At 69.0% G+C, this 22583-nt stretch carries 21 protein-coding genes; 12 read left to right on the top strand and 9 right to left on the bottom strand.

Annotated elements, in window-relative coordinates; genetic code table 11:
• Position 1 precedes the first annotated feature (1 nt).
• Positions 2-520, top strand: a complete 519-nt coding sequence (locus AC1DHD_RS01725; RefSeq protein WP_476878024.1) for a GtrA family protein — start codon at positions 2-4, stop codon at positions 518-520.
• On the opposite strand, the gene AC1DHD_RS01720 is transcribed toward AC1DHD_RS01725, so the two are convergent.
• The 6 genes from AC1DHD_RS01720 to AC1DHD_RS01695 all read right to left on the bottom strand — a co-directional run bounded on the left by AC1DHD_RS01720 (position 517) and on the right by AC1DHD_RS01695 (position 7011).
• Positions 517-1668 carry a cysteine desulfurase family protein gene (locus AC1DHD_RS01720; protein WP_476878023.1) on the bottom strand — a complete coding sequence of 384 codons (1152 nt, stop codon included), beginning with the start codon at positions 1666-1668 and terminating at the stop codon, positions 517-519. The two genes, AC1DHD_RS01725 and AC1DHD_RS01720, sit on opposite strands and share 4 nt — an antisense overlap.
• 8 nt (positions 1669-1676) lie before the next feature.
• Positions 1677-2591 carry a carboxylating nicotinate-nucleotide diphosphorylase gene (gene nadC, locus AC1DHD_RS01715; RefSeq protein WP_476878022.1) on the bottom strand — a complete coding sequence of 305 codons (915 nt, stop codon included), beginning with the start codon at positions 2589-2591 and terminating at the stop codon, positions 1677-1679.
• Positions 2588-4372, bottom strand: coding sequence for an L-aspartate oxidase (locus tag AC1DHD_RS01710; protein ID WP_476878021.1), 1785 nt, complete (start codon positions 4370-4372; stop codon positions 2588-2590). Before AC1DHD_RS01710 ends, nadC begins: the two co-directional genes overlap by 4 nt.
• Positions 4369-5667 (bottom strand): quinolinate synthase NadA, encoded by a 1299-nt coding sequence (gene nadA, locus AC1DHD_RS01705; protein WP_476878020.1) that lies wholly within the window; start codon positions 5665-5667, stop codon positions 4369-4371. Before nadA ends, AC1DHD_RS01710 begins: the two co-directional genes overlap by 4 nt.
• Complete coding sequence (locus AC1DHD_RS01700) at positions 5664-6374, bottom strand: NUDIX hydrolase (RefSeq protein WP_476878034.1); 711 nt, start codon at positions 6372-6374, stop codon at positions 5664-5666. Before AC1DHD_RS01700 ends, nadA begins: the two co-directional genes overlap by 4 nt.
• 163 nt (positions 6375-6537) lie before the next feature.
• Positions 6538-7011 (bottom strand): Lrp/AsnC family transcriptional regulator, encoded by a 474-nt coding sequence (locus tag AC1DHD_RS01695; protein ID WP_476878019.1) that lies wholly within the window; start codon positions 7009-7011, stop codon positions 6538-6540.
• Between the two features lie 172 nt (positions 7012-7183).
• Between AC1DHD_RS01695 and AC1DHD_RS01690 the strand changes: the two genes are divergently transcribed.
• The 5 genes from AC1DHD_RS01690 (at position 7184) to AC1DHD_RS01670 (ending at position 11944) form a co-directional block, all read left to right on the top strand.
• Positions 7184-8560 (top strand): amino acid permease, encoded by a 1377-nt coding sequence (locus AC1DHD_RS01690; RefSeq protein ID WP_476878018.1) that lies wholly within the window; start codon positions 7184-7186, stop codon positions 8558-8560.
• Between the two features lie 129 nt (positions 8561-8689).
• Positions 8690-9739: a thiamine pyrophosphate-dependent enzyme gene (locus AC1DHD_RS01685; protein WP_476878017.1), complete on the top strand. Its 1050-nt coding sequence runs from the start codon at positions 8690-8692 to the stop codon at positions 9737-9739.
• Positions 9732-10790 (top strand): alpha-ketoacid dehydrogenase subunit beta, encoded by a 1059-nt coding sequence (locus AC1DHD_RS01680; protein WP_476878016.1) that lies wholly within the window; start codon positions 9732-9734, stop codon positions 10788-10790. Before AC1DHD_RS01685 ends, AC1DHD_RS01680 begins: the two co-directional genes overlap by 8 nt.
• Positions 10783-11112 carry a biotin/lipoyl-containing protein gene (locus AC1DHD_RS01675; protein WP_476878015.1) on the top strand — a complete coding sequence of 110 codons (330 nt, stop codon included), beginning with the start codon at positions 10783-10785 and terminating at the stop codon, positions 11110-11112. The genes AC1DHD_RS01680 and AC1DHD_RS01675 overlap by 8 nt, the downstream gene beginning before the upstream one ends.
• A 4-nt stretch (positions 11113-11116) precedes the next feature.
• Positions 11117-11944 carry an alpha/beta fold hydrolase gene (locus tag AC1DHD_RS01670; protein ID WP_476878014.1) on the top strand — a complete coding sequence of 276 codons (828 nt, stop codon included), beginning with the start codon at positions 11117-11119 and terminating at the stop codon, positions 11942-11944.
• Between the two features lie 92 nt (positions 11945-12036).
• Here the strand turns inward: AC1DHD_RS01670 and AC1DHD_RS01665 are convergent, their stop codons facing one another.
• On the bottom strand, positions 12037-13371 hold the full coding sequence (locus AC1DHD_RS01665) for an MFS transporter (RefSeq protein WP_476878013.1): 1335 nt from the start codon (positions 13369-13371) through the stop codon (positions 12037-12039).
• A 378-nt stretch (positions 13372-13749) separates the two neighbouring features.
• Here AC1DHD_RS01665 and AC1DHD_RS01660 point away from each other — a divergent pair, with 378 nt between their 5' ends.
• The 6 genes from AC1DHD_RS01660 (at position 13750) to hpaD (ending at position 20451) form a co-directional block, all read left to right on the top strand.
• Entirely contained in the window at positions 13750-14466 is a 717-nt protein-coding gene (locus AC1DHD_RS01660) for an IclR family transcriptional regulator (RefSeq protein WP_476878012.1), read from the top strand.
• A gap of 94 nt (positions 14467-14560) precedes the next feature.
• Positions 14561-16066 carry a fumarylacetoacetate hydrolase family protein gene (locus AC1DHD_RS01655; protein ID WP_476878011.1) on the top strand — a complete coding sequence of 502 codons (1506 nt, stop codon included), beginning with the start codon at positions 14561-14563 and terminating at the stop codon, positions 16064-16066.
• Complete coding sequence (locus AC1DHD_RS01650) at positions 16063-16755, top strand: GntR family transcriptional regulator (protein ID WP_476878033.1); 693 nt, start codon at positions 16063-16065, stop codon at positions 16753-16755. Before AC1DHD_RS01655 ends, AC1DHD_RS01650 begins: the two co-directional genes overlap by 4 nt.
• A gap of 48 nt (positions 16756-16803) precedes the next feature.
• Complete coding sequence (dapA, locus tag AC1DHD_RS01645) at positions 16804-17748, top strand: 4-hydroxy-tetrahydrodipicolinate synthase (RefSeq protein WP_476878010.1); 945 nt, start codon at positions 16804-16806, stop codon at positions 17746-17748.
• 42 nt (positions 17749-17790) lie between these two features.
• Positions 17791-19296: a 5-carboxymethyl-2-hydroxymuconate semialdehyde dehydrogenase gene (gene hpaE / locus AC1DHD_RS01640; RefSeq protein ID WP_476878009.1), complete on the top strand. Its 1506-nt coding sequence runs from the start codon at positions 17791-17793 to the stop codon at positions 19294-19296.
• 81 nt (positions 19297-19377) lie between these two features.
• On the top strand, positions 19378-20451 hold the full coding sequence (gene hpaD / locus AC1DHD_RS01635) for a 3,4-dihydroxyphenylacetate 2,3-dioxygenase (protein WP_476878008.1): 1074 nt from the start codon (positions 19378-19380) through the stop codon (positions 20449-20451).
• On the opposite strand, the gene AC1DHD_RS01630 is transcribed toward hpaD, so the two are convergent.
• Together AC1DHD_RS01630 and AC1DHD_RS01625 are read right to left on the bottom strand one after the other, a co-directional pair.
• On the bottom strand, positions 20452-21792 hold the full coding sequence (locus tag AC1DHD_RS01630; RefSeq protein WP_476878007.1) for an MFS transporter: 1341 nt from the start codon (positions 21790-21792) through the stop codon (positions 20452-20454). It lies immediately after the preceding gene.
• 113 nt (positions 21793-21905) lie between these two features.
• Positions 21906-22583: SbcC/MukB-like Walker B domain-containing protein (locus tag AC1DHD_RS01625; protein ID WP_476878006.1), on the bottom strand; the 678-nt coding region annotated here is incomplete at its 5' end.

Genomic DNA, 22583 nt, shown 5'->3' with positions numbered 1-22583 from the left:
GATGGAGTCGCAGCTTCAACAGGCAGATCCGCCCCCGCAGTCCCCGCCCGGTGTGTCCGCGCCAGGTGTCCCGGCGTCGGGGGTTGCCACGCGCCGGCGGTACCGGGGCCTGCTTCGGTATCCCCTGGTCCGCCAGCTCCTGAGGTTCACCGGCGTCGGAGTTATCTGCACGCTCTGTTCACTGGCGCTGTATGCGTTCCTGCGGCCGTGGATCGGGCCGCAGCCGGCCAACGCCGCCGCGCTGATCATCACCTCGCTGCTGAACACGGCCCTGAACCGGCGCCTGACCTTCAAGATCACCGAGCGCCACCGGATGAAGCGCGATCACCTCAACGGGCTGATTGTCATCCTGGTGGCCCTGCTGATCACCGGCGGAAGCCTCGGCATCCTGCATTGGATCAACCCGGACGCCAGCGTGGCCGACGAGCTCTGGACCACCACGCTGTCCGGTTTCCTGGCCACGGCGGTACGGTTCACCATGCTGCGGCACTGGATCTTCCGCCGGGCCAGGCACCGCTAGCCGAGGGAGCGGATGCTGCCGACGGCGGTGCGCACCGCGGCCGCGGCATCGGACAGTTCGGCTTCCGTAATGCTGGAGTCGAAGCTGAAGCGAACGGCGGTCTGGGCCACCTCGGCGCTGACGCCCATCGCCAGCAGCACCGGCGAGGGCTCGTCGGCGCCCGCGGCGCAGGCCGAACCGCTGGAACAAATGACACCCTGCCGCTCAAGTTCCAGCAGCACCGATTCCCCGCTGGTCCCGGGGAAACAGAAGGACGCGACCGAGGGCAGCCGCTCCCCCGGATGCCCGGTGAGCACCGCCCCTGGCACCTCCGCCAGGATCGAACGGATAAAGCCGTCCCGCAGGCCCGCGACCCGCGCTGCGGCCTCCGGGCGGGACGCCCCGGCGAGGCGCAATGCGGTCGCCAGGGCCACCGCTCCGGCGACGTTTTCGGTCCCGGAGCGGCGTCCGCGTTCCTGCCCGCCGCCGTGGACCAGCGGCTCCAGCCGGGTCCGGCCGCGGACATACAACGCGCCGCAGCCCTTGGGGGCGCCGATCTTGTGGCCGGAAATACTCAGGGCATCAACGCCGAGTGCCCGTGTGTCGAGGGACAGCCAGCCCGCTCCCTGCACGGCGTCGGTGTGGAAGGGAATGCCACGTTCGCGGGCCATCGCCGCGAGCCGGGCCACGGGCTGGACCGTCCCCACCTCGTTATTGGCGTACATCACGCTGACCAGCGCCGTTTCGGGCCGGAGCGTTGCCGCGAGCGCCTCGTCGGTGACCTGCCCGTAGCTGTCAACGGGGATCACGTCCACCGCGAAACCGTGGACGCGTTCGAGGTAGCGTGCTGACTCTTCCACCGCGGGATGCTCGACGGCGCTGATCGCCACCCGGTCAAGTCGCGGATCCGCGCTGTGCCGGGCCAGTGCGATGCCCTTCACGGCGAGGTTGTCCGCCTCGGTCCCGCCGGAGGTGAAGATAACCTCGCCGGGGCGGCAACCGAGCGCTTCAGCTGTGGTGGCCCGGGCCGCGGCCAGCGCCGCGGCCGCCGTGTCACCCAGGGAATGGTGGCTCGAGGGGTTGCCGAAGTCGCCGCTGAGATAGGGCCACATGGCCTCGAGCACCTCGCGGCGGACCGGTGTGGTGGCCGCGGCGTCCAGGAAGATCACGGCTTGCCTCAGCCGGCCGGTTCGAGTTCCACGTCGAGGCCAAGGTCCAGGGCGGTGACGCTGTGGGTGAGCGCCCCGACGGAGATGACGTCCACGCCGGTGGCTGCGATGCCGGCCACGGTGGCCAGGTTGACGTTGCCGCTGGCCTCCACCCGGGCCCGGCCGGCCACGAGCTTGACCCCGTCGGCGAGTTCGGCCAGCGAGAAGTTGTCCAGCATGATGGTGTCCACGCCGGCGGCCAGCACCGGCTCGATCTGGGCCATGGTGTCCACTTCCACTTCGAAGTGCGTGGTGTGCCCCAGCTGTTCCCTGGCACTGCGCAGGACGGCGGTGAGCTTCGCGGGGTCGCCGCCGGTGAGTACGGCCAAGTGGTTGTCCTTGGCCAGGACGGCGTCGGAGAGGCTGAACCGGTGGTTCGCGCCGCCACCGCAGCGCACGGCGTAGCGTTCCAGTACACGCAGCCCCGGGGTGGTCTTCCGGGTGTCGGTGATGCGGGCCCCGGTGCCTGCCGCCAGCGCCACAAATTCGGCTGTCCGGGTGGCGATAGCGCTCATCCGCTGCACCAGGTTCAGCGCCACCCGTTCGGCCAGGAGCACCCCGCGGGCGTTGCCGGTCACCCGTGCCAGGGCCGTGCCGGCGTCGAAGACGGTGCCGTCCGGCACGAGTAAATCAACGACGGCGGAGGGGTCAGCCAGCGTCATGGCCGCGGCGAAGACGTCCCCGCCGCTGAAGACGCCGGGCACCCGGGCAGCCAGCACCGCGGTGGCACGGGCGTCGGCCGGGAGCAGCGTCTGCGAGGTGATGTCCCCGTGCGGGGCGTCTTCCAGCAGGGCGGCGCGCAACACAGCATCGACGGCGGCCGCGGGAAGGCTTCCGGCGAGATCCGGGCGGGTCTGCGCCGGCGATTCCTGAAGGGTGATCATAGCGAGATCCTTTGCATGAAGTGGGTCGGGGCGGGTGCCGGGTCCGTGTCGGCGCGATAGTGGGCGCCCAGGGAAACAGTCCGGGCCCCGGCCGCGCCTACCAGGAGCCGGGCGGCCAGGAGCAGGTTGCGGTCCTCGTGCTCCCGCGGGTCGACGGCGTCGGTCAGGGCCTCCGGCTGCACGACGGCGGCCCACCGGTCCAGCTGCTCCGCGGCGGCAGTGAGCCCGTCGCCACGGCGGAGCACCCCGGCGTGGGTGGTCATCAGCTGCCGAAGTGCCGCCCGCGAAAACTCCCCCGGACGAGGCACCGACTTCACTCCAGCTTCGGAAACCGCCGGGGAGGGTCCTGCCCGGGAGGAGTCGCGCGACGGTGCTGCGGAAGCGTGCGTCAAGTGGAGGCCGCCAGCGGCCGTGGGCCCACACGATCCGGGTTCCCTGGCCGAGCTTGCGAGGTTAGGGCGATCGTGGGGAGCACGCGGAGCAGTGCCGTCGCGCGGGGCTGCAACTCTGAGGAAATCCTCCACGGCCCGCCGCCCGAATACCAACCCCTCGAGCAGCGAGTTGCTGGCCAGCCGGTTGGCGCCCTGCGCACCGGTGCAGGCGGCCTCGCCGGCGGCGTAGAGCCCGGGCACGGTGGTGCGCCCGTGCAGGTCCGTGGCCACGCCGCCCATCCAGTAGTGTGCCGCCGGAGAGACGGGCAACGGCTCGGTGGTCCAGTCGTAACCGGTGGCGCGGGTGGCTGCGGTGATGGTGGGAAAGCGCCCGGCCAGGAACCCGGTGCCGCGGCTGGCTTCGACGCCCCGGGCGTCCAGGTACACCGGGGTGTCGGCCGGCAGTCCTGCGGCGGCCAGGTGCAGCGCGATGCTGCGGGAGACGACGTCGCGCGGTGCCAGTTCAGCGTCGGGGTGGTAATCCGGCATAAAGCGGTAGCCTGCCGGATCCAGCAGGACGGCACCCTCTCCCCGCACCGCTTCGGAGATCAGCAGTGCGGGCGGGCCGCCGGGGACTTCTGCCGCGGCGAGGGTGGTGGGGTGGAACTGGAAGAACTCAAGGTCCCGGACGGCCGCACCCGCGCGCCAGGCCAGGGCCAGGCCGTCGGCGGTGGCAACGGCGGGGTTGCTGGTCCTGGCGAAGAGCCGGCCCGCGCCGCCGGTGGCGAGCAGGACGGCGTCGGCGTCGAGCTGTTTCGGCCGCCCGCCGGCGAGGTAGGCGACGCCGGTGACTGATCCGGCCTGGTCCCCGGTTCCCGGGTCACCGGTCAGCAGCCCGGTGACGAAGGCACCGGTCTCGACGCGGAGCAGGCCTTGGACAGCGCGGTCGAGGACCGCAGCCACCAGCCCGCGGGCTATCCGGGCTCCCGTGGCGTCACCGCCGGCGTGCAGGATACGGGCGGCCGAATGTGCCGCCTCAAGGCCCAGCGCCGGTCCGCCGTCGTCCCGGACGTCGAAGTCCACGCCAAAACGGCGCAGCCCGGCGATGTCCCGCACGGCTTCCGTGCACAGGATCCGGACGGCCTCGGGATCGTTGTGCCCGGCCCCTGCGGCGAGTGTGTCGGCGATGTGCGCCGCCACGGCGTCTCCCGGCGCGGCCTCCCCCGGTGACAGCACGGCGGCCACGCCGCCCTGGGCGTAGAAGGTGTTGCTTTCCTCAAGCGTGCCCTTGGTCAGGAGTACCACCTCGGCGGCCGGAGCCCCGCCGGGACCCCCGGCCGGCTCGGAGGCCAGGAGCGCGGCGTACAGTCCGGCGATTCCGGAACCGACAACCACCAGCCGCCTGGTCACGGCCGCGCCGCCAGCATCCGCTCGAGGGCAACCCGGGCGGGGGCGGCGACGCCGTCCGCCACCGTGATGCGGTTGACCACCTCACCGCGCACCAGGGCTTCCAGGACCCAGGCGAGGTAGCCGGGGTGGATCCGGTACATGGTGGAGCAGGGGCAGATCACCGGGTCCAGGCAGAAGATGGTGTGCTGCGGATACTCGGCGGCCAGCCTGTTGACCAGGTTGATCTCCGTGCCCACGGCGAACACGGTGGGCTCGGTGGCGGCGGCGATGGCCTTGCGGATGAAGTCGGTGGAACCTGCGGAGTCGGCTGCGTCGACCACCTCCATGGGGCACTCCGGGTGGACGATGACCTGCACGCCCGGGAAGTCGGCGCGGGCCTTCTCGATCTGGGCCACGTTGAAGCGCTTGTGCACCGAGCAGAAGCCGTGCCAGAGGATGACCCGGGAGTCTTCAAGGTCCTGCACGGTATTGCCGCCGAGGTCTTCGCGCGGATTCCACATGGGCATCTGTTCCAGCGGCACGCCCATGGCCTTGGCGGTATTGCGGCCCAGGTGCTGGTCGGGGAAGAACAGCACCCGCTGGCCCCGTTCGAACGCCCATTCCAGCACCGTGGCCGCGTTGGACGAGGTGCAGACAATCCCGCCGTGCTCGCCGCAGAAACCCTTCAGCGCGGCCGATGAGTTCATGTAGGTGACYGGGATGACCGGAACCCGGCCGTCGGCGTCGGGCTCGGTGCCGAACAGTTCCTCGAGCTGTTCCCAGCATTCGGTGACCGAGTCGATGTCAGCCATGTCGGCCATGGAGCAGCCGGCGGCGAGATTGGGCAGGATGACGGCCTGGTCCGGGGCCGAGAGGATGTCCGCCGTTTCGGCCATAAAGTGCACGCCGCAGAAGATGATGGCCTCCGCGTCCGGCCGGGTCAGGGCGGCGTTGGCAAGCTGGAAGGAGTCGCCCACGAAGTCGGCGTATTCGACCACTTCGTCGCGCTGGTAGAAGTGGCCCAGGATGACGGCGCGGTCCCCCAGCTCAGCCTTGGCGGCCCGGATCCGGGCGTCGAGTTCGGCGTCGCCGGCAAGCCGGTATTCCTCCGGGAGCTGGCCCTGCCGGGGGGTCGAGGGCGGAGCGACGTCGGCCACGGAGGCGCCCGGGCCGTAGGCGGGCACGCCGGCCAGGGCTTCAGCCAGGTCGAAGTCCCAGGGGCCGCGGGCCAGGGCCGGGCTGCAGGTGGAGCCCGGCGTGCTGCGTTCGGCCTGGTCGCGGGTGATCAGCTGGATCGCCGTGTTGACGCTGCTCATGGTGTGCTCCTGTTGTCTGGGTCAAGGCCGGGGCGGCCGGTAAAGCGGTAAAGACGGGGAGGCCGGTGTTTGCCGCCCTGCAGGTATTCGTCGGTTTCTTCGATCTCCGGTGTGGCCTTGATCTGGCGGCGGAAGTTGGCCGGATCCAGTTCGCGGTCCAGGACGGCTTCGTAGACTTCGCGGACCTGACCGAGGGTGAAGTATTCGCCGAGCAGGTGGTAGGCGATGGAGCCGTAGGCCATCTTGTTGCGGAGCCGCCACAGGGCGTAGTCGACGATGGTGTTGTGGTCGAACGCCAGCTCGCCGAGGCGGTCTGCCCGGAACCAGCGGACGTTTTCGGATTCGTCGGCGAGGGCGGCCTCCGTGGGCTGGACGAGCGCCCAGTAGACGATCGACACCACCCGCTGCGAGGGTGAGCGGTGCAGGCCGCCAAACGCATAGAGCTGCTCAAGGTAATTGGGGGCAAGCCCGGTGGTCTCACGCAGGTTGCGGGACGCGGCGTCCTGCAACGATTCCGAATGGGTCAGCGGTCCGCCGGGCAGCGCCCAGAGCCCTTTGAACGGTTCCCTGATTCTGCGCACCAGGGGGATCCACAGGGTGGGGCGGCCGGAGCGCTCGCTGGGCCGCAGGGCGAAAATCACCGTGGAGATGGCCAGCGACGGCGGCGCGAGCTGGCGCTCGGAGACGTTGGCTGGAGAGGTGTAGATGGAGATCGACCCCCGCGTTCCGGGGCCCGGGCCGTGGTGGGAACGGCTGCCCGGACGGTTCCGGCCTGACCGCCGGAGTAGTTATAGTCACTTTGACTAGAACTAATTCTACGACGGCGCCGGCGCGGCACCAAATATTGCGGAGAGCCGGTTCCGGCGGGAACTACTGACCGCGGGCAGCGGCCTCGAGCAGCGGCAGCGTCCGGCCCTCGAAATGGGTATTGAGGACGATCACCGAGGACGAGCGCAACACCGTACGGGTCGCGATCATGGCGTCCAGAACCCGCTGCAGGTCCGGGTTGGAGCGCGCCGCGATCCGCGCCATCAGGTCCGAGCTGCCGGAGACGGTGTGGATTTCAATGAGTTCGGGGATCCGCGCCAGGGCCTCCACGACGGCATCATGCCCAAGGTCCTGGTTGATGGTCAGGGAGCAGAAGGCCACCACCGGATATCCGAAGTGCGCCGGGTCCGGCTGCGGGACCCAGGCGCCAATGACGCCGCTGTCCTGCATCCTGTCCAGGCGCGACTGCACGGTGGCGCGGGCAACCTTGAGCACCCGGGACGCCTCCAGGACCGAGGCCCGGGGCGAGTCCGTGAAGAACCGGACAATTTTCGCGTCCAGCGGGTCAACATTCATATCCGGGTCCTTGCCTGCGGGAATCAACAGCACAAATCGTCACGATTCGGGCCGGTTTATCAACAAACTGCAACCATGCTCTCACGCGCGCGGTCCGGAAACACGCCCCGGGGACGGTAAATTCAAATGGTCCCAAAAGGACAACTCCATCACCGTAAGAAGGTTCGCAAGCATGACAATGAAGTCCACCGCGGAGCGCCCGGCCCCCACACTCGGCCACAGCATGAAGCCCCGCCAGCTCACCATGATGGGACTCGGCAGCGCCATCGGCGCCGGCCTGTTCCTCGGATCCGGGGCCGGAATCCAGGCCGCCGGTCCGGCCGTCCTGATCTCCTACCTCGTCGCGGGAACACTGATCATCCTGGTCATGTGGGCCCTGGGCGAGATGGCCGCCGCCAACCCCAACAGCGGCGCGTTTTCCGTCTACGCCGAAAAGGCCATGGGAAAAACGGCCGGTGCCACCGTGGGCTGGCTCTGGTGGCTCCAGCTTGTGGTGGTCATCGCCGCCGAGGCCCTCGGTGCGGCCGGCCTCCTGTTCACTGTATGGCCCGCCATTCCGGTTTGGGGACTCGCCCTGGTCTTTATGGCGGTGTTCACGGCCATCAACCTCGCCGGCGTGAAGAACTTCGGCGAATTCGAATTCTGGTTCGCCATCCTCAAGGTGGCCGCCATCCTGGTGTTCCTGGCCATCGGCGCCGCCCTCCTCTTCGGCTGGCTGCCGGACGTGGCCAGCCCCGGACTGGGTAACATCACCACCAACTTCGCCCCCGCCGGCCTGGGCGGCATTGCGACGGCCCTGTTCGTGGTGATTTTCGCCTTCGGCGGCACGGAAATCGTCAGTGTGGCCGCGGCCGAGACGGAGAACCCGGCCCGCAGCGTGGGCCACGCAATCCGCACGGTGGTCTGGCGGATCCTGGTGTTCTACATCGGCTCCGTCTTTGTCATCGCGGCCGTCCTGCCCACCACCTCGGCCGCCCTGAAGTCGCCGTTCGCCGGCGTCCTGGACCTGGCACGCATCCCCGGCGCCGGAACGGCCATCACCCTGGTAGCCGTCGTCGCGCTGCTCTCCGCGCTGAACGCCAACCTCTACGGTGCCTCCCGGATGGCCTACTCGCTTTCCGAGCGCGGCGAGGCACCGCGGTTCCTGTCCCGGCTGAACAAGGCGCGCGTGCCGGTCATTGCCGTCAGCATTTCCGTGGCGTTCGGGTTCCTGGCCGCGGTCCTGGAACTGCTGTTCCCGGACCGGGTCCTGCCCGCCCTCTTCCAGCTGGTGGGCTCCACCTGCCTGGTGGTCTGGGGCTCTGCGCTGGTTTCGCAGCTGATCCTGCGGCGCCGGGCGGACCGGGAAGGCACGGAACTGCCCCTGCGGATGAAGGGCTTCCCCGGCCTGACCATCTTCGGGCTGGTCCTCCTCGCCCTGATCTTCGCCGTCGGCTTCAGCAGCCCGGAGAGCAGCAGGCAGCTCTTCAGCACCATCGCCCTGATCGCCGGGATCGCGGCCGCCTGCTGGATCGGCGCCCGCGTCGCGAGGACCCGCACCTCCGACTAGTCCCCGGGTATCCGCCGTAGTAAACAAATTGCTATGCGCGATACCGCCGGGCTGGGCAGGTTTGTGCAGAATGGTCAATACATCCTGAGCTGATTGCCCAGCCCGGCGTCCGTGACTAGGGTCACAGGCATGGACACTCTCCCCCTCGCGGTTCCYGGCGACGACGCCGGGCCGCTTAGCCCCGCCCAGCTCCGCGAGCTGTATTCGCTGATGGTCGCCGTCCGGCACCTCGACACCTCGGCCATCGCCTGGCAGCGGCAGGGCATCATCCCCGGCTACGCCCCGGAACTCGGCCAGGAGGCGGCCCAGGTGGGCAGCGGCTACGTTGTGGATACCGCCCGCGACTTCGTCTTCCCGACCTACCGCGAGATGGGCGTCGCCCGCACCATGGGCGTGGACATGGTGGGGTACATGTCCACCCATAAGGCCACCTGGCACGGGGGCCTCTACGATCCGATGGAATCCCGGCTGGCCCCGATCCAGGCCGTCGTCGCCGGGTCCGTGCTGCACGCCGTCGGCTGGGCCCACGGCCAGACCCTTTCCGCTACCGCCGACGGCACCACCGGCGTTGCGCTGACCTACTTCGGCGACGGCGCATCCTCGCAGGGTGATGTCCACGAGGCGATGAACTTCGCCGCAGTGATGAAGGCCCCGGTGGTCTTCTTCGTCCAGAACAACGGCTGGGCCATCTCCGTCCCCACCGAGCGCCAGGTGGCCGGCGGCTCGGTCGCCGCACGCGCCGCCGGCTATGGCATCCCGGCCCTGCAGATTGACGGGAACGACGTCGTCGCCGTCGTCGAGGCCACCCGCCGCGCCTTCGCGCACGCCCGGTCCGGGAACGGCCCGGTGCTGATCGAGGCGATGACGTACCGCCGCGGCCCGCACTCCACGTCCGATGACCCCGGCCGCTACCGGTCCCTCGATGAGGAACGGACCGGCGCCGGCGAGGACCCGCTGGCCCGCCTCAAGCGTCGGCTGCTGGCAGACGGCCTCGCCGATGAGGCGTTTTTCGAGCAGGCCCTGGCCRCTGCCAAGGCCGAAGAGGAACAGATCCGGGCCGGCATCCAGGCCCTGGGCTCCCGCCCCGGCGCCGAGATGTTCGACCTTGTCTTCCAGGAAACCACCCCTGCCCTGCAGGCCCAGGCCGCCAACTGGCGCGAGGAGTCCGAACATGTCTAACTCAATGCTTGAAAGCCCGCGCGCGGCCGGCGGCACCAGCGCCGGCACCCCGGCGCCCGGCACTGTGATGTCCATGCAGCAGGCCCTGAACCGTGCCCTGGACGAGGTCCTGGCCGAGAACCCGAAGGCCGTCATCTTCGGCGAGGACTGCGGCCAGCTGGGCGGCGTCTTCCGGATCACCGACGGCCTGCAGGCCAAACACGGTGCGGAGCGGGTCTTCGACACACCGCTGGCCGAGTCCGGCATCCTCGGCATGTCCGTCGGCCTGGCCATGGCGGGCTTCCACCCCATCCCCGAGGTCCAGTTCGACGGCTTCGCCTATCCGGCCGTCAACCAGATTGTCTGCCAGATTGCCAGAATGAACTACCGCAGCCGCGGGACCATGCCGATGCCGATCACCCTGCGGGTCCCCAGCTTCGGCGGCATCCGCGCCCCCGAACACCACGGCGAGAGCCTCGAGGCGCTCTTCGCCCACGTACCCGGGCTCAAGGTGGTCTCGCCGTCGAACCCGCACGAGGCCTACCACCTGCTCAAGTACGCCGCCACGCGCCCGGACCCGGTGATCTTTATGGAACCGAAGTCCCGCTACTGGCAAAAAGGCGAGGTGGACCTGGCCCAGGGCGACGCCGACGGCGGAGCTCCGACCGGCGCCAAGCTCATGCGGGAGGGCCGGCACCTGACCCTGGTGGCCTGGGGCGCCATGGTGGCCCGCTGCCTGCAGGTGGCGGAGCTGGCCGCGGAGGACGGCATCGACGTCGAGGTCCTGGACCTGCGCTGGCTCAAGCCGATCGACGCCGCGGCCCTGGCCGCCTCCGTGGGCAAGACGCGCCGCGCCGTCGTCGTCCATGAGGCGCCACTGACCTCCGGCCTGGGCGCCGAGGTGGCGCAGCTGATCACCCAAAGCTGCTTTAACACCCTTAAGGCGCCCGTGGAGCGTGTGACCGGCTTCGACGTGCCCTACCCCTCGGGTGACCTCGAGGACGAATACATCCCGAACATAGACCGGATCCTCTTCGGCATCCAGCGAGTATTGGAGTACAAACGTGGCTGAAATTTCCTTTCCGTTGCCTGACCTCGGCGAGGGCCTGATCGAGGCGACCGTGCTCGAATGGCTCGTCTCGCCCGGGGACCAGGTGGAGCGGAACCAGCCGCTGGTGGAGGTTGAGACCACCAAGTCCGCCGTCGAATTGCCGAGCCCGCAGGCGGGTAAGGTAGTGCGTATTCACGGCGAACCGGGTGAGAAAATCAACGTTGGCGAGCCGCTGATCGTGTTCGAGGTGCCGGACAATACGGCCGGCATCGTGGGCAGGGTACCGAAGGAAGAGGCACCGAAGCGCCGGGTCCGCCTGAGCGCCGTACTTGATGAGGACTGACACCATGAGCGGCAGGCACACCGGCGAACAGCATTCGCACACCGTTGAGGGCACCGACCCGCAGCTGTTTGTGGCGGTGCACGACCCCAAGGACGACGCCGGGCTCCGGCCGGTCCTGCTGCTGCACGGCTTCTCCTCCTCCGCCAAGCTCAACTGGGAGGACACAGGCTGGATCGGCGCACTGACCGAGGCCGGCCGGCGTGTCATCACGGTGGACCTGCCCGGCCACGGCCGCAGCGGCGCCCCTGAGGACCGCGATTCCTACTCCCCCAGCCGAATCCGCGCGGACCTCCTGCAGATTGCGTTCGACGCCGGCGCCCGCCCGCTGCGTGACGGGGACCCCGCCAGCGGCCTGGACGTCATCGGCTACTCCCTGGGATCGCGGCTGGCGTGGGAATTCGGCGCCACTCAGCATGAGCTGGTCCACCGGCTGGTCCTGGGCGGCCCCAACGTCGCCGATCCGCTGGCCGAGTTCGACCTGGTCGCGGCGCAGCACTACCTGGCCGACGGAACGCCGATCGCCGATGAATCCACCGCCGGGCTCCTGAAGATGGCGCAGCTGCTGCCGAGCAACAACATCTTCGCGCTGCTCTCGCTGGTCGAGGCGATCAAGGACGAACCGTTCGACCCGGCCGAGGCCGTTCCGCCGATGCCGATGCTGCTGGTGGCCGGCGAGAAGGACGAGCGGGCCGCATCGATGCCGGAACTGGCCGCCCTGGGCGCGAAAGCCGGAGCCATGGTGGAACAGCTCATCCTCCCCGGCCGGAACCACACCAACGCAGTGACCAGCCGGGCCTTCAAGCAAGGAGCCATCAGCTTCCTGGGCGTCTAGTTCTTCAGCGTTAAAGCACCGCGGGGCCACGGGCGGCCCATCCGAAATTCCGGATGGGCGGCACGTGGCCCCGCGTTTGTGGGCTGTCCGGGCTAGTGGTGGCTGCTGACGCCCAAGGGGCGCCCGCGGGTCTCCTTGGCCAGGACGACGCCGACGGCCGAAATGACGCAGAGGATCATGATGTAGATGCCGATGGAACCGGTCCAGTGCGTGCCCTGCAGCAGGGCCTCGGCGATGGTGGCCGCGAAGGCCCCGCCGAGGATGGCGCCGAAAGCGTAGCCGATGGAGATGCCCGAGTAACGGACGTTCGCCGGGAACATCTCGGCATACATGGCGGACATGGGGCCGTAGGACAGGCCGAGCCCGATGGTCAGTACGAACAGCGCGACGCCATAGAGCACAATGTCCTTGGTGTCGATCAGGGCGAACATCGGGATCATCCAGGCGAAGACGATTCCGTAGCCGATCAGGAAGGTCTTGACCCGGCCGATCCGGTCCGAAAGCCAGCCGCCCACCAGGGTGAAGATGAGCCAGCCGAACGACGCCAGCGTGGTGGCCAGCAGGATCTGCGGGGTGGGCATCTTCAGCGACTTGGTGGCGTAAGAGATGAAGAACGCGATCAGCAGGTAACCGGCGGCGTTGTTGCCGATGAAGATCATCGTGGAGTACAGCACGGCCTTCTTGTGCTTGCGGATAAGTTCGCCGAGCGGGGCCTTGCTTTCTTCCTTGCGGTCCTGCATCTCCTTGAAGACCGGGCTCTCGGCCACGGCTCGGCGGATCAGGTAGCCGACGACGATCAGCACGATGGAGAGCAGGAACGGCACCCGCCAGCCCCACGCGGCGAAGTCTTCCTTGGACATGCCGGTGTTGAGGAAGTACAGCAGGCCGGTGGCGAGGATCATGCCGACGGGGACGCCGATCTGCGGGTACGCGCCGAAGAGGCCGCGCTTGCCCAGCGGGGCGTGTTCGACGGCCATCAGGGCAGCTCCGCCCCATTCGCCGCCCGCGGAGAAGCCCTGGATGATGCGCAGGGTGATCAGCAGGATCGGCGCCCAGACGCCGATCTGGCCGTAGGTGGGCAGCATGCCGATCAGGGCAGTGGCGGCACCCATCATGACCAGGGTGAAGACCAGCATCGCTTTGCGGCCCAGCCGGTCGCCGAGGTGGCCTGCGATGATGGCGCCGAGCGGCCGGAACAGGAAACTGATACCGATCAGGGCGAAGGACAGGATCTGTGCCAGGCCGGGATTGGATGAGTTCAGCGGAGCGAGGAAGAGCGGTGAGAGCAGCGTTGCTGTCAGTTGGGCGAAGATGAAGAAGTCGTACCACTCGATGGTGGTACCGACCAGCGTCCCGGCGAGGACCTTGCGCTCCTCATGTTTGCTGCTGGGGCCCGTCGCTGAATCGACGGTTGAAGTTGCGGTCATTGGAACTCCGTTGCTGGGGGCAGAGGTACTGCCCGGGTGGGTGCGTTGTGACTTGGTGAATGCCTCTTGAATTACTGATCGAACGGTCAGTTGGTATCCGCGATACTACCCCGAAGCGTGTGATAAATCACACACTCCGGCGGAAACACTCCGCTTTGTGCCGAAAATGACGCCGACCCGCGCCAGCCGGATGACCGGACGCCGCGTCGGGACCCGACCACCCGCCGCGGCGGCGGCGCGTTTCCCATGCGCTACCTGCGCGTTCTATATTTGAACAGACAGTTCCTATATGGAACGCTACGTGAGAGTGACCCCGAGCACAAGGGTCCACCGCCGGGCTGCTGCCCGGCCGCCCGCTCCCCGCCTAGGATGGACAGCATGACCCCGAACGCCGGCAGCGCCCAGGCCTCACCGTCCCAGACGCTCTCCCGCGGCATCCGGGCCCTGGAAATCCTGGCTGATGCCGCGGAGCCGCTCACCATTGCCGAACTCGCCGATGCCCTTGGCGTTCACCGGTCGGTCGCGTACCGCATCCTGCGCACCCTCGAGGACCACTCGCTGCTGGTCCGCGACGACGGCGGCCGGGTCCAGCCTGGCCCCGGACTCGCAGTCCTGGCCCGCGGGGTGGCGCGCAGCCTGCAGACCGCGGCCCTGCCAGAACTTACGCAGCTGGCCAACGCCCTCACCATGAGCGCCTTTGTGGCCGTCTGGGACCGGGAGGACTGCGTCACCCTCGTGACGGTCGACCCCCGCCACACGGGTCCTGCCGTCGTGCAGCACCCCGGATCCCGGCACCCGATCAACGCCGGGGCCCCCGGCATCGCGATCCAGTCGGCCCTCACCGAGCCCGAGTGGCACCGCCTCGCCCCGGGGGTCCCCTACCGCTCCGAGGCGACCGAAGCCCGCCGGCGGGGCTATGCCGCCAGCCACGATGAAGTGATCCCCGGCGTTTCCTCCCTAGCGGTGCCGATCCAGGTTCCCGGCGGCCGGCCCGCGGCGCTGGCGGTTGTCTACATCCGCGCCGCGCAGGATCCCGACGAGGTGGCCGCCGCCCTGACCGCGAGCGCCGCGCGCATCGAAGCCCAGCTGGGCTGAACGCCCCGGCCGCAGAGGTGGCTTCCTTGACAACCGGCTCCCGCTCAGGCAGCTTTGTATCGTATACGATTTCATACTCAATGAGGAGGATGCGATGGAGCAGCTGTCGCAGGACGGCCTGGCCGCCGCCGGCAAGGTCATCGCGGTGCACATCAACTACCCCAGCCGTGCCGCCCAGCGCGGCCGCACCCCGGACCAGCCGTCCTACTTTCTCAAGCCCTCTTCCTCGCTCAGCCTGACCGGCGGCGTCGTCGAACGTCCCGCCGGCTGCGAATTGCTCGCCTTCGAGGGTGAAGTGGCCCTGGTGATCGGCACCCGGGCCCGCCGTGTCGCCCCCGACGAGGCGTGGCAGTACGTTGGCCACGTGACCGCGTCGAACGATCTCGGCGTCTACGACCTCCGCTACGCGGACAAAGGCTCCAACCTCCGCTCCAAGGGCGGCGACGGCTTTACCCCGGTGGGCCCGGGACTCCTCCCGGCGGCCGGCCTGGACCCCGCCGGCCTGCGGATCCGCACCTGGCTCAACGGCGAGCTGGTCCAGGAGGACTCCACCGGCACCCTGCTGTTCCCCTTCAGCCAGCTGGTGGCGGACCTCTCCCAGCTCCTCACCCTGGAACCGGGCGACATCATCCTGACCGGCACACCCGCCGGCGCCTCGGTCGCGCAGCCCGGCGACGTGATGGAAGTGGAGGTGGACGCCCCCGCGTCCGGGCTCAGCACGGGCCGGCTGACCACGACGGCGGCCCAGGGGACGGTGCCGCTGGCCGGCTACGGGGCCCAGCCGCGCAGCGACGAAGCCCAGCGGGCCGAGGCTTACGGCACCCCGGCGGCCCAGCCCGCGCCCGCCGCCGAGGCATCCGCGCCCGCCGCCGAGAGCGCACCCGCCGGGGCACTCTCACCCGAGCTGAAGGCCAAGCTGGAATCCGTTGCGACCGCCACCCTGAGCTCGCAGCTCCGTAAGCGCGGGCTGAACAATGTGAGCATCGATGGTTTGCACTCCACCCGGCCGGACCGCACGGTCGTCGGGGTGGCCAGGACCCTCCGGTATGTGCCCAACCGCGAGGACCTCTTCAAGACCCACGGCGGGGGCTTCAACGCCCAGAAGCGGGCCATTGATTCGCTCCGGGAGGGCGAGATCCTGGTGATGGAGGCCCGCGGGGAGAAGGGCACCGGCACTGTCGGGGACATCCTGGCCCTGCGCGCCCAGGTCAACGGCGCCGTGGCCGTCATCACCGACGGCGGCGTCCGCGACGTTACCGCCGTCGGCGCCCTGGACATGCCCACCTTCTTTGCAAACGCCCACCCGGCCGTCCTGGGCCGGCGCCATATCCCGTGGGACGTGGACCTGACCATCTCCTGCGGCGGGGCCACCGTGCAGCCCGGGGACATCATCGTGGGCGACGCCGACGGCATCCTCGTGATCCCGCCGGCGATCGCCGGGGAAGTGGCCGACGACGCCATCATCCAGGAGGCCGAGGAGTCCTTCATCGCCCACATGGTTGCCGCCGGGCACAGCGTGGACGGGCTCTACCCGATGAACGCCCAGTGGCGGGAAAAGTACCGGGAGTGGTCCGCGGACAACGGGCAGCCGACGCCATGACCAGCGCCGCCTCCACAGCCAGCGCAGCGTCCCCAACTGGCGCGGGCAGCAAGTCCGAGCAGGCCTATGCCGCGGTCAAGGCCGGCATCCTCAGCGGCGAGTACTCCCCCGGCTACCGCCTGGTGCTGGGCAAAATAGCCGAGGACCTGGGCTTCAGCGTGGTGCCCGTCCGGGAGGCCATCCGGCGGCTTGAAGCCGAAAACCTGGTGGTCTTCGAACGCAACGTCGGCGCCACGGTGGCCGGTATCGATCCCACCGAATACCTCTACACCATGCAGACGCTGGGGATTGTGGAGGGCGCCGCAACCGCCTTGTCGGCACCGCTGATATCCGCAGCCGACATCGCCCGCGCCCGTGCCGTAAACGAGCTCATGCGCGACTGCCTGGCGGATTTCGACCCCGTCCGCTTCACAAGCCTGAACCGTGACTTCCACGGGGTGCTGTTCGAACACTGCCCCAATCCGCACATCCTGGACCTGGTGCACCGCGGCTGGAACCGGCTGCAGGCGCTGCGGTCCTCCACCTTCAGCTACGTGCCCGGCCGCGCCCGCCAGTCGGTGGAAGAACATGAGGCACTGCTGCGGCTGCTGGAAGCGGGCGCACCGGCGGACGACGTCGAACGCGCCGCCAGGGCGCACCGCGCCGCCACCCTCGACGCATATCTCGCCCACCGGGCCACCGCACACTGAACCCCGGCGGGCCGTTACGGCCCCCGCCCCGAGCGACAAGGAAAAACAATGAAGTTCCGTTCCGATCCCCAGCTCCACCTCAAAGGCTCCCTCGCCGCCATGTTCACCCCCTTCACCGAGGCGGGAGACGTCGACCACGACAGCCTGCGGAACATGGTGGAGTGGCAGATCGCCAGCGGCTCCTCCGGCATCACCATCGGCGGTTCCACCGGCGAACCCAGCGCCCAGTCCGTCGAGGAACGTGCCGCCGCCATCCGCGCCACCGCCGGGGCCATCGGCGACCGCGTCCCCTTTATGGCGGGCACCGGCACGGCCAAGCTGCAGGAAACCCTGGAACTGACCCAGGCCGCCGTCGACGCCGGCGCGGACGCGTCGATGATCATCACGCCCTACTACTCCCGGCCCACGCAGGAGGCGCTGTACCGCTGGTACGCCACCATCGCCACCGAGTTCCCCGACATGCCGTTCGTGATCTACAACGTGCCCTCCCGCACCGCCGTGGACATGGCCCCCGAAACCGTGGCGCGGCTGTTCCGCGATTTCGAGAACATCGTCGGAATCAAGGAAACCACCAAGGACTTCGAGCACTTCTCCCGCGTGATGCACCTCGCCGGCAAGGACCTGCTGGTCTGGTCCGGCATCGAACTGCTGTGCCTGCCACTTATGGCCATTGGCGGCGCCGGCTTCATCTCGGCGCTGGCGAACATCGCGCCGAAGGCCTCCGCGGACATGTACCGGGCCTGGGTGGAGGGCGACTTCGAGACGGCCCGCAAAATCCACTACGGCGTCCACCCCCTGGTGGACCTCCTGTTCGTCGAGACCAACCCGGCSCCCAGCAAGTGGCTGATGGCCGAGGCCGGGCTGATCTCCTCCGCCCACGTCCGCCCGCCGCTTATCACGCCCACCGACGCCGGGCTGAAAAAGATCAACGAACTGATGGAAGCCGGCCGCGAGTACCTCACGCCGGTCGACGGCTTCCGGCTCCCGCAGTAACCCGCCCGTACACTTCACCGCCGAAGCAAAGGACTGAACCCCATGGCCGAGCACTACATTCCGGACGGGCTGCCCACCCGCATCCAGCACTACATCAACGGCGAATTCGTCGACTCCGTCAGCGGCAAGACCTTCGACGTCCTGGACCCGGTTTCCAACGAGACCTACGCCACCGCGGCTGCCGGGCAGAAGGAAGACATTGACCGCGCCGTCGCCGCGGCACGGAGGGCCTTCACCGAGGGCCCGTGGCCGCGGATGAAGCCGCGCGAGCGCGCCCGGGTCCTGAACAGGATCGCGGACGCCGTCGAGGCCCAGGAAACCCGGCTCGCGCAGCTTGAGACGTTCGACACCGGACTGCCGATCACCCAGGCCAAGGGGCAGGCGCTCCGGGCAGCGGAGAACTTCCGCTTCTTCGCGGACCTCATCGTGGCGCAGTTCGACGACGCCATGAAGGTCCCGGGCGCGCAGATCAACTACGTCAACCGCAAGCCGATCGGCGTCGCAGGCCTGATCACACCCTGGAACACGCCGTTTATGCTCGAGTCCTGGAAGCTGGCCCCGGCGCTGGCCACCGGCAACTGCGTGGTGCTGAAACCGGCCGAATTCACGCCACTCTCCGCCTCGCTCTGGGCGCAGATCTTCAAGGACGCCGGCCTGCCCGACGGGGTGTTCAACCTGGTCAACGGGCTCGGCGAGGAAGCCGGCGACGCCCTGGTCAAACACCCGGACGTGCCCCTGATCTCCTTCACCGGCGAAACCACCACGGGCAAGACGATCTTCCGCAACGCCGCGGAACACCTCAAGGGCCTCTCGATGGAACTCGGCGGCAAGAGCCCTGCTGTCATCTTCGACGACGCGGACCTCGACGCGGCCATCGATTCCACCCTCTTCGGGGTGTTCTCCCTCAACGGCGAGCGCTGCACCGCCGGCTCCAGGATCCTGGTCCAGCGCGGCATCTACGCGGAGTTCTGCGAGAAATACGCCGCGCGGGCCAAAAACATCGTGGTGGGCGACCCGCACGATCCGAAGACCGAGGTGGGTGCGCTGGTCCATCCCGAGCACTACGAGAAGGTCGCCCGGTACGTGGAGATCGGCAAGTCCGAGGGCCGCCTGCTGGCGGGCGGCGGCCGCCCGGAGGGCCTGCCCACCGGCAACTACATTGCGCCCACCGTCTTCGCCGACGTGAAGCCGGATGCCCGGATCTTCCAGGAGGAGATCTTCGGACCGGTCGTGGCGATTACGCCGTTCGAGGACGACGCCGAGGCGCTGGCCCTGGCGAACAACACCCGTTACGGTCTGGCCGGCTATGTATGGACCAACGACCTGACGCGGGCGCACAACTTCTCGCAGAACCTCGAGGCGGGGATGGTCTGGCTCAACAGCCACAACGTCCGGGACCTGCGGACCCCGTTCGGCGGGGTCAAAGCCTCCGGACTGGGCCACGAGGGCGGCTACCGCTCGATCGATTTCTACACCGACCAGCAGGCCGTCCACATCAGCCTCGGCGACGTCCACACGCCGAAGTTCGGTGCCGCGGCGGCGCACTGACGCCTCCACCGACCCGCCCCGCCGCCCCACCCGCGAACTCACCCGCGAACTCACCCGCGAACTCAAAGAGGAGTCCCCACCATGTCTAACGACATCATCACCCCCACGGCCCCCGCACCGGATATTGTCCGCTGCGCCTACATGGACCTGGTGGTCACCGACCTGGAGAAGTCCCGCGCGTTCTACGTGGACCTGCTGGGCCTGCACGTCACCTACGAGGACCAGGACGCGATCTACCTGCGCTCCTTCGAGGAATTCATCCACCACAACCTGGTCCTGCGCAAGGGCCCCGTGGCCGCCGCCGCCGCATTTGCCTACCGGGTCCGCACCCCCGGGGACGTTGACAAAGCCGAGGCCTACTTCGCGGAGATGGGCTGCCGCACGGAGCGCCGCAAGGACGGCTTCGCGCGAGGGATCGGCGACGCGGTCCGGGTGGAGGACCCGCTGGGCTTCCCCTACGAGTTCTTCTACGAGGTGGAGCACGTGGAGCGGCTCACCCAGCGCTACGACCTCTACAGCGCGGGCGAGCTGGTCCGGCTGGATCACTTCAACCAGGTCACGCCGGATGTCCCCCGGGGCCGGAAGTACCTGGAGGACCTGGGTTTCCGCGTCTCCGAGGACATCAAGGACTCCGACGGCGTGACGTACGCGGCCTGGATGCACCGCAAGCAGACCGTGCACGACACCGCCCTGACCGGCGGGGACGGCCCGCGGCTGCACCACATCGCGTTCTCCACCCACGAGAAGCACAACATCATCCAGATCTGCGACAAGATGGGCGCTTTGCGGATCTCGGACCGGATCGAGCGCGGGCCCGGCCGGCACGGCGTGTCCAACGCGTTCTACCTGTACATCCTGGATCCGGACGGCCACCGGGTAGAGATCTACACGCAGGACTACTACACGGGCGATCCGGACAACCCCACGGTGACGTGGGACGTGCACGACAACCAGCGCCGCGACTGGTGGGGCAATCCCGTGGTCCCGAGCTGGTACACCGAGGCCTCCCTGGTCCTGGACCTGGACGGCAACCCGCAGCCGCTGGTTGTCCGGACCGACAGCAGCGAGATGGCGGTGACGGTCGGCGCCGACGGCTTCGCCTACACCCGTGAGCCCGGCGAGGAACGTGGCTTCAAGCTCGGTTCGCAGCTCTAGCTAGGCGGCCGCCGCCGTCGCGTTGCGCCGGCGCAGCACGACGGCGGCAGCCGCACCGAGCAGGAACAGCGCCGCCGCGGCGCAGACCGGAACCAGGAACGCCGTCGAATACCCGGAGGTCTGGGCCAGCTGCCCGGCGATGGACGAACCAATGGCGGTGCCGGCGACGATGCCGCTTGCGAGCATTGTCATCACGGTGCCCAGTTTGCCCTCGGGGGCAACGACGCCGCCGATCGCGAACACCGTGACCATCAGCGGGCCCACCGGAAGGCCAAGGACCAGCAACACCAGGATCATCGGCAGCGCCGTCGTCGGCACCAGCAGCAGCGCCGCCAGCCCCGTCATCAGCGCCGCGCATGCCAGCCAGCGGGCGTTGACGCTGAAGCGCCGCGGCCAGTACGCCACGGACAATGCCGCGGCCGCCGAGCTCAGGCCCATGACGGCGTACAGGAGTCCGGCGAGTTCGGATGTCGCGAAGCTCGCGGAGAACGAGCTCAGGGAGGTCTGGGTGGCTCCGAAGAAGGTGCCCATGCAGACCATGGCCAGGACCGGCAGGGCCACGGCCGCGGTGTTGGCGGCGCGTTGTCCCGGCGCAAGGGTTTTCCGGTGCTCCCGCGCGGCAGCGGCGGCGGCGCGGCTCCGCGCGGGAGTTCGGGGTACCGCACGGTGCGTGGGGTGCACGGCGAATGCGGGCACCAAGGTGAGGGTTAGTGCGGCGGCGAGGGCCAGCGGAAGCCAGGGGTTAAGCAGGCTGGCGAGGATTCCCACCAGGGCCGGGCCCAGCACAAACGTCAGTTCATCTGCGGTGCTCTCGTAGGAGAGCGCAGTGTCCAGATCGCCGGGTTGGCCGGCGCCGCCCTTGCGGGAGCCCAGCGCCATCCAGCGGACACGGGCCAGCGGGCCGACCTGCGGGCAGCTGGCGCCGGCCACGAAGGCTGCGGCGAGCACGGGGACGGCGGCAGCGAGATCGCTGGCACCCGGGACCAGGTACGCGGCAAGAATCAGGGCGATGACGGCCACGGTGTTGAAGACGGCTGAGAAGAGCAGGACGGGGCGCTGGCCCAGCCGGTCGGCGAGGGCGCCGAGGACGGGGGCACCCAGGGCGGAGCCGATGCCGACGGCACCGGCAGCGGCGCCGCCGACTGCGTAGGAGTCGGTGACTGCTGTGACGAGGGTCAGGGCGCCGACGGTCAGCATGGCCAGTGGGAGCCGGGCGAAGAGTCCCAGCGGGATAAAGCTGCGTCCTGCGAGCAGGGGAAGCCTGGCGAAGCGTCCGCCGCTGGCGGGACCTGCGGGAACGTCGGCAGGAAGGGTCGTCGTCGAAGACGGTGAAGGGTTCATGATTCCGGGTTCGTTTAATGGTGCGCATCGTCCCTCCTCCCGATGCGCGCGACCCGGTAACCCTTCAATGATACCCGAGCGCCACGGCCCTCACATGGCCGCCTGCCGGGCGTTTAGACCAGGGCGTCGTCGGAGACGTGCAGGGTGGAGCCGTTGCGGCCCTTGACCACCTGAAGCTGCGTGGTGATGCGCTGTTTCATCTCTGCCACATGGCTCACCAGCCCCACCACCCTGCCGCCGTCCCGGAGTCCCTCAAGCGCATCCATAACCTGCTCCAGCGACTGCTCGTCCAGGCTGCCGAAGCCCTCGTCCACGAAGAGAGTTTCGATGTCCACCCCGCCGGACTCCATTTGCACAACGTCGGCCAGCCCCAGTGCCAGGGCCAGGGAAGCCATAAAGGACTCGCCGCCGGAGAGCGTGGCGGTGTCACGCCGCTGGCCCGTCCACTGGTCTACCACTTCCAGGCCAAGCCCGGATTTCTGCCCCCGCGCTGCCTTCGCATCGGTGTGCTGCAGGGTGTAGCGGCCGTCGCTCATGCCGATCAGCCGCTCCGAGGCGGCCTCCGCAACCTGTTCCAGCCGGGCGGCGAGCACGTAGCTGTTCAGGCTCATCCGGTAAGTGTTGTCGCCACCGCCGCGGGCAGCCTCGGCGACGGCGGTCCACAGCGCCGCACGCTCCCGCGGCTCGCGGCCCGCGGCAGCCTGGCCGGCGTACTCCCCCGCGATCCTGTCGAGGGTCCGGACGGATTTCGTGGCCAGGCCGGAGGCCAGGACGGCGTCGCGGACCCGGCG

Source organism: Arthrobacter sp. 05L45_2, from assembly GCF_056397525.1.
This window is presented reverse-complemented; position numbering and strand designations above follow the sequence as displayed.

What these genes read in the sequence shown, in the direction of transcription:
- AC1DHD_RS01725 (WP_476878024.1), top strand. Translation starts at nt 2, where the DNA reads ATGGAGTCGCAGCTTCAACAGGCAGATCCGCCCCCGCAGTCCCCGCCC.
- nadC (WP_476878022.1), bottom strand. Translation starts at nt 2,591, where the DNA reads ATGATCACCCTTCAGGAATCGCCGGCGCAGACCCGCCCGGATCTCGCC.
- AC1DHD_RS01695 (WP_476878019.1), bottom strand. Translation starts at nt 7,011, where the DNA reads ATGAATGTTGACCCGCTGGACGCGAAAATTGTCCGGTTCTTCACGGAC.
- AC1DHD_RS01690 (WP_476878018.1), top strand. Translation starts at nt 7,184, where the DNA reads ATGACAATGAAGTCCACCGCGGAGCGCCCGGCCCCCACACTCGGCCAC.
- AC1DHD_RS01680 (WP_476878016.1), top strand. Translation starts at nt 9,732, where the DNA reads ATGTCTAACTCAATGCTTGAAAGCCCGCGCGCGGCCGGCGGCACCAGC.
- AC1DHD_RS01670 (WP_476878014.1), top strand. Translation starts at nt 11,117, where the DNA reads ATGAGCGGCAGGCACACCGGCGAACAGCATTCGCACACCGTTGAGGGC.
- AC1DHD_RS01665 (WP_476878013.1), bottom strand. Translation starts at nt 13,371, where the DNA reads ATGACCGCAACTTCAACCGTCGATTCAGCGACGGGCCCCAGCAGCAAA.
- AC1DHD_RS01660 (WP_476878012.1), top strand. Translation starts at nt 13,750, where the DNA reads ATGACCCCGAACGCCGGCAGCGCCCAGGCCTCACCGTCCCAGACGCTC.
- AC1DHD_RS01655 (WP_476878011.1), top strand. Translation starts at nt 14,561, where the DNA reads ATGGAGCAGCTGTCGCAGGACGGCCTGGCCGCCGCCGGCAAGGTCATC.
- AC1DHD_RS01650 (WP_476878033.1), top strand. Translation starts at nt 16,063, where the DNA reads ATGACCAGCGCCGCCTCCACAGCCAGCGCAGCGTCCCCAACTGGCGCG.
- hpaE (WP_476878009.1), top strand. Translation starts at nt 17,791, where the DNA reads ATGGCCGAGCACTACATTCCGGACGGGCTGCCCACCCGCATCCAGCAC.
- hpaD (WP_476878008.1), top strand. Translation starts at nt 19,378, where the DNA reads ATGTCTAACGACATCATCACCCCCACGGCCCCCGCACCGGATATTGTC.
- AC1DHD_RS01630 (WP_476878007.1), bottom strand. Translation starts at nt 21,792, where the DNA reads ATGAACCCTTCACCGTCTTCGACGACGACCCTTCCTGCCGACGTTCCC.